Annotated in this window: 7 protein-coding genes; 6 read left to right on the plus strand and 1 reads right to left on the minus strand. The window is 65.5% G+C overall.

The genetic code is table 11. The features are described 5' to 3' along the window. The 5 genes from VK533_RS07915 to VK533_RS07935 form a co-directional block, all read left to right on the plus strand. On the plus strand, positions 1-692 hold a 692-nt coding region (locus tag VK533_RS07915; RefSeq protein WP_324376322.1), incomplete at its 5' end, for an FAD-dependent oxidoreductase. Between the two features lie 378 nt (positions 693-1,070). After that, positions 1,071-2,750: a sensor histidine kinase gene (locus VK533_RS07920; RefSeq protein WP_324376323.1), complete on the plus strand. Its 1,680-nt coding sequence runs from the start codon at positions 1,071-1,073 to the stop codon at positions 2,748-2,750. Continuing rightward, positions 2,747-3,370 carry a response regulator transcription factor gene (locus tag VK533_RS07925; protein ID WP_324376324.1) on the plus strand — a complete coding sequence of 208 codons (624 nt, stop codon included), beginning with the start codon at positions 2,747-2,749 and terminating at the stop codon, positions 3,368-3,370. Before VK533_RS07920 ends, VK533_RS07925 begins: the two co-directional genes overlap by 4 nt. 75 nt (positions 3,371-3,445) lie before the next feature. Further along, positions 3,446-3,982, plus strand: coding sequence for a peroxiredoxin (locus tag VK533_RS07930; protein ID WP_324376325.1), 537 nt, complete (start codon positions 3,446-3,448; stop codon positions 3,980-3,982). A gap of 2 nt (positions 3,983-3,984) precedes the next feature. Beyond that, positions 3,985-4,383: a cupin domain-containing protein gene (locus VK533_RS07935; RefSeq protein WP_414712289.1), complete on the plus strand. Its 399-nt coding sequence runs from the start codon at positions 3,985-3,987 to the stop codon at positions 4,381-4,383. A gap of 92 nt (positions 4,384-4,475) precedes the next feature. Here VK533_RS07935 and VK533_RS07940 read toward each other — a convergent pair whose 3' ends face one another. Further along, entirely contained in the window at positions 4,476-5,576 is a 1,101-nt protein-coding gene (locus VK533_RS07940) for an alkene reductase (RefSeq protein WP_324376326.1), read from the minus strand. A gap of 132 nt (positions 5,577-5,708) precedes the next feature. Here VK533_RS07940 and VK533_RS07945 point away from each other — a divergent pair. Next, a partial coding sequence (locus VK533_RS07945) for a cupin domain-containing protein (RefSeq protein WP_324376328.1) occupies positions 5,709-6,018 on the plus strand: 310 nt, incomplete at its 3' end.

The raw sequence follows: 6,018 nt of genomic DNA on the forward strand, positions 1-6,018 counted from the left end.
GCACCGACGCCTGCTGCATCAGCCTCGCGCGCCATGAGCAAGGCGTCATGGTCGGCGTCGATTGCACGGACGGCGCCCCCCATGTGATCGGCAGCCAGGTGCTGCTCGCCGTCGGCCGCCGGCCTAACACCGACGATCTCGGCCTCGACAAAGCCGGCGTCGCCACCGACGCCAAAGGCAATATCGTCGTCGACGATCGGCTCGCGACCAATGTCGAGGGCATCTGGGCGCTGGGCGATTGCAACGGGCGCGGCGGTTTCACCCATACCGCCTGGAACGATTACGAGATCGTCGCCGCCAATCTGCTCGACGGCGCCGATCGCAAGCTGTCGCAGCGTATCACCGGCTATGCGCTCTATATCGATCCGCCGCTGGGCCGGGTCGGGATGACCGAGACGCAGGCGCGCGCGAGCGGACGGCCGTTGCTGCTGTCGACGCGGCCGATGACGCAGGTCGGGCGCGCGGTCGAGAAAGCGGAGACTTTGGGCCTGATGAAGCTGGTCGCGGACGCGGAAACCAAACGCATCCTGGGCGCGGCGATCCTCGGCACCGGCGGCGACGAGGCGATCCACGGCATTTTGGACATGATGAACGCGGATCAGCCGCTTGCCACCCTGCAATGGGCGGTGCCGATCCATCCGACGGTTTCGGAGCTGATTCCCACCCTGGTGGGGGATTTGCGGCCGGCCTGAGCCGGCCGCAAAGAACGAAGTAAAGATTGAAGCCAGCCGCCAAAAGCATCGAGGCACCGATGCCGGGATCGGCAAGCTGGCTAAGGCGGTTTCCGCTTTACTGGTGGAAACGCCGCAGCCGTAACGGACACGCAACAATTTAGGATACGCTACTTAGGGTACACTTACGCTACGCATACAAATTACGAGCACTCTACTCGTCCCCCGGTACGTCCATCGCCCCCCAGCGATCTCGCTCCGTACGAATCATCTATTCCAAATCAGGGGCTTGGCGCAATCCGGCTAGAGGATGGGGCAGGAACACTAACCTTTGGTCAGGTATCGCCTATGTCTGTTACATTGTATCTTCCAAGGGAATTGCGAGGGCGGGGGCAAGTAATGGTCGACCAACTCATTTCAGCCCGCAGCAGTCGCGTCGTCGCGTTCGCGCGCGCGCTGCTTGCCGCATTCCTTTTGCTGTCGGTGACCGTCGGCACGCTCAAATATGACGATGCCCAGCACGTCGCGAAGATCATCCTGGTCGTCTATTTCGTCTACAGCATGCTGATCCTGGGCGCGGTGCGCACGGTGAAGCTGCGGCGGCATCTGTTCAGCGCCGCGCTGGCGCTGTCGGTCGCCGACGTCGTGGCGCTGGGCGGGCTGATGTACCTGACTCAGGGGGAGGGGCAGGGGGCGCCTTTCTTCACGCCTCTGATCTTCCTTATCCTCAGCGGCACGGTGCAATGGGGTTCACGCGGCGCGATCGGCAGCGGGCTTCTGGTGCTGTTGATCTTTCTGCCGACCGGCATAACGACGGGGGTGTTCGTTTCCCCGCACAAGAACCTGATTCAGCTTTATCTGGTGCGCGTGGGCTATATCGGCGTGATCGCCACGATGCTGGCCGCCTTTGCCAGCAATCTTGAACGACTGATCAACGAACTGACCCGCCTGTCGCGCGTGCCGAGCCGGGGCGGCCTGGGCGAACTGCCGCTCGCGGAATCGCTCGGTTACGCGATGGACGTGTTCGCGGCCAAGCGCGGCCTGATCGTCTGGCAGGATCCGGAGGAGCCGCACCTGACGTTGGTCCGCAAGGATTTCGGCGCGTTCCACGGCTCCAGCCTGCCCAATGTCGATCAGGGGCCTTTGGTCGCAAGCGAGCTGCTCAACGCGCCGTTCCTCTATGACCGGCGGCGCCACGCGGTGCTGTACCGCACGGGCACGCGCCTGCGCGACTTCACCGGTGAACCGTTCCAGCCGATCCTGGCGAGCATGGCCGATTATCACCGCATCCTGGTGGTTCCGATCGAGGCCGGCACGTCGCGCGGGCTGGTGATGATCCTCGATCCGACCGATCCGGTGAACGAAGACCTCGCGGTCGCGGCGATGGTCGCCGGCCAGGTTTCGCTGACGATCGAATCCTGGCAGCTGCATTCCGAATTGCGGATTTCGGCGGCGAGCGAGGAGCGCATCCGTCTCGCGCGCGATCTGCATGACGGCGTGCTGCAATTCCTCGCCGGCGCGCGGCTTCAGCTCGACCTGATCGGCCATACCGATTTGTCCGACGCGGCGCGCGAACGCGTCAGGCACATGATCGAGGCGATCGGGGAGGAGCAGCGCAGCCTGCGATCGGTGATCAATGCGATGCGGCGTGCGCCCGAACTGGCGATCAGCAAATTGTCCAATTCGCTCGATCACCTCGCCAGCCACCTGTCCCGTTCGTGGGACGCGGCGGTTTCGACCAAGGTCGAGCCGGCCGACCTGGCCGTGTCGGAAAGCCTGGAAGACGATATCGTCCGCATCACGCGCGAGGCGGTCGCCAATGCGGTGCGCCACGGCGGCGCACGCACGATCGACATTGCGGTCCGCCGGGCCGATGACCGGCTCGATATCGCGATCGGCGATGACGGGCGCGGCTTCGCGTTCCAGGGGCGTATGGCGAATGGCGAACTGGCAAGCTATGCGGGACGGCCGCGTTCGCTCCACGATCGGATCATCGGCATGGGAGGTACTATGACGGTGACCAGCGGGAAGACCGGGACCAGCCTGGAAATGCGCGTGCCGCTGAAGGGTGCCCGATGACGCTGTCGATCGTCGTTGCCGACGACCATCCGATGCTGCTCGACGGCATTGGCGGCCTGCTCGCCGCAGCCGGCCACGACGTCAAGGCGCGCTGCCTCGACGGGCAGCAGGCGCGCGACGCGATCAAGAGCTTCCAGCCGGACATCGCGATCCTCGATATCCATATGCCGCATCTGACCGGCATCGACGTGCTGCGCGAGGCGCGGCGCGACAAATGGAAGACGCGGATCGTGATCCTGACCGCGAGCCTCGATCCGCAGCCGATCATGGAAGCGCTGCAATTGCGCGTCGACGGCCTGATCCTGAAGGGCGCGGGCGGCGACACGATGCTCAAATGCCTCGAGCGGGTGATGGACGGCGAGCAATGGCTCGACCGCGACGCGATGCACCAGATCGTCGATCAGATCGGCAAGCCGATCGACCGGCCGCTCGAACTGACCCCACGCGAGACCGAGGTGGCGCGGCTGGTTTCGATGGGCAGCCGCAACAAGGAAATCGCGCGCGAGCTCGATATTTCGGAGGGCACGGTCAAGATGCACCTCCATAATCTGTATGAGAAATTGAGCGTCTCCTCGCGCACCGAACTCGCCATCATGGTCCGCGACAAAGGTCTCAGTTGAACCTGCGCTAGGGCGGTGGCAACCAACTGACGATTGCGTTAGCTGTTGCTCCTCACCCAGCGAAGGACTCACCGGATGTTCCGCTCGACCCTCTGTCTCGCTCTCGCTCTGGCCGCGATCCCCGCTGCCGCCAACGCCACGCTCGCGGTCGGCGCCAAGGCGCCCGATTTCTCGACCCAGGTCAGCCTCGCCGGCAAGCCGATGCCCTTCAGCCTGAAGGCGGCGCTCAAGAAGGGGCCGGTGGTGCTCTATTTCTATCCGGCCGCCTTCACCAAGGGCTGCACGATCGAGGCGCATGATTTCGCCGAGGCGACCGACGATTTCGCGAAACTCGGCGCGACCGTGATCGGCATGTCGGCCGACGGGATCGACAAGCTCAATCAATTCTCCGTGTCCGAATGCCGCAACAAGTTCGCGGTCGGCTCGGCGACGCCGGCGACGATCACCGCCTATGACGTCGTGCTGCCGCAGAACCCGGCCATGTCCAACCGCACGTCCTATGTGATCGCGCCCGACGGCAAGGTGATCTTCGCTTACTCGGCGATGGACCCGGCCGGCCATGTCACCGGCACGATGGACGCCGTGAAGGCTTGGGACGCAAAGCACCACTGAGCGTGGGCGACGACGCTAAGGCGCTGATCGCGCGCCACGGTCTCGCGCCGCATCCCGAAGGGGGCTGGTATCGCGAGACGTGGCGGGCGCCTGCACCATCCGGCGAACGATCGGCGGGTACGGCGATATTGTTCCTGCTGGAGCAGGGGCAGAGTTCGCACTGGCATAAGGTCGACGCCGACGAATTGTGGTTTTGGCATGCGGGTGCGCCGCTGGCGCTGCGGATCGGCGGCGATAGCGTGACGCTCGATGCGTCCAGCCCGCAGGCCTTGGTGCCTGTCCATGAATGGCAGGCAGCCAGGGCCGAGGCGGGCTGGGTGCTGGTGTCGTGCGTGGTGGTGCCGGGGTTCGACTTTGCCGGGTTTACCTTGGCGCCGCCGGGGTGGGAGCCGCCTCTGTAGGACTGGATTGCTTCGCTACGCTCGCAATGACGATCCTCTTGTCATTGCGAGGCGCGTAGCGGCGAAGCAATCCAGGCCGGGAACCCACTACATCAAGCCGGCTGAGCGACGTGGACTTCGTCCCAGGTGGGATAATCGACGTAGCCGTCCGCGCCGCCGGTGTAGAACAGCTCCTCCCGTTGCGGGTTGAGCGGGAGTTCCTCGATCAGGCGGCGCGGCAGATCGGGGTTGGTGAGGAACGGCCGGCCGAAGGTGATCGCGTCGGCCTCGCCCGCGTCGAGCGCGGCCTGGGCGTCGTCGCGATGATAATCGGCATTGAGGATGAGCGGGCGCGAGAAAGCCTTGCGGATCACCGGATGGACCGGTGCTACATCGGGGACACCGCGCGTCCCGCTGGGGCGGGGTTCGCGCAGTTCGAGCCAGGCGGCGCCCTTCTCGTCGAGCAATCTGGCGGCGGCGCCGAACAAAGCGTGCGGATCGCTGTCGTTGACCCCCTGCACCTCGCCATTGGGCGACAGGCGCACACCGACCTTGTCCTTGCCGACCGTCGCTACCAGCCGCTCGACCACCCCGCCGAGCAGACGGATGCGGTGCTCGATCGGGCCGCCATATTCGTCGGTGCGGAAATTGGAATTGTCGCGCAGGAATTGGTCGATCAGATAGCCGTTGGCGGCGTGGAGCTGGATGCCGTCGAAACCGGCCTCCAGCGCATTTTCGGCGGCGCGGGCATAATCGTCGAGCAGGCCCGGAAGCTCGCTCAGTTCGAGGGCGCGCGCCTGCGGATAGGGCGCGGTGCCGCCCGACCAGGTGCGGGTGCGGCCGGGCGCAGTCGTTGCCGAGGACGAGACGGGCTGGCCGCCATTGACCTCGTGGCTGCCGAGCCGGCCCATATGCCAGAGCTGCGACACGATCTTGCCGCCGGCGGCGTGGACCGCCTTGGTGACGTGCTTCCAGCCGCCGACCTGCGCCTGGTTCCAGATGCCGGGCGCGCCCGGCCAGCCGAGGCCGATGCGGGAAATACCGGTCGCCTCGGTGATGATCAGGCCGGCCGACGCGCGCTGGCGATAATAGTCCACCATCACCGGGGTCGGCACCGCCTCGCGTGTCGCGCGGCCGCGGGTGAGCGGCGCCATCAGGATGCGGCTTTTGGCGTGGATCGAGCCCAGATCGATCGGATCGGTAAGACGCGGCATGTAAGCAATTCCTCCCTGCGCTGTGCAGTGTGCCCTAATCTGGATAGCCGCATCGCGCATTGCAGCCGAATGATGCTTTGCATGCTGCAAGTGCAGCTTTCGCCGCGCCGCGCGAATTGGCATGAAGGCCTCATGCCCAAGCTCGACCTCAGCCAGATCCCCGAACGCAACGCCACCGGCTATCCGCCGCCGTTCAACCAGGCGGTGGCGGGGCGCTGGTACCGCCGGCTCGCGCCGGCGAGCGGGCTGACCGAATTCGGGGTCAGCTTCGTGCGGCTGGAGCCGGGCGCCTGGTCGTCGCAGCGCCATTGGCACGAGGGCGAGGACGAGTTTTTAGTGATGCTATCCGGCGCGGCGGTGCTGATCGACGATGACGGCGAGCATGATCTGGCGCCGGGCGATTGCGTGGCCTTCCCCAAGGGGGAGCGCAACGGGCATCATG

Origin of the sequence: Sphingomonas sp., from assembly GCF_035317925.1 — a bacterium.
Taxonomy (GTDB): domain Bacteria; phylum Pseudomonadota; class Alphaproteobacteria; order Sphingomonadales; family Sphingomonadaceae; genus Sphingomonas_I.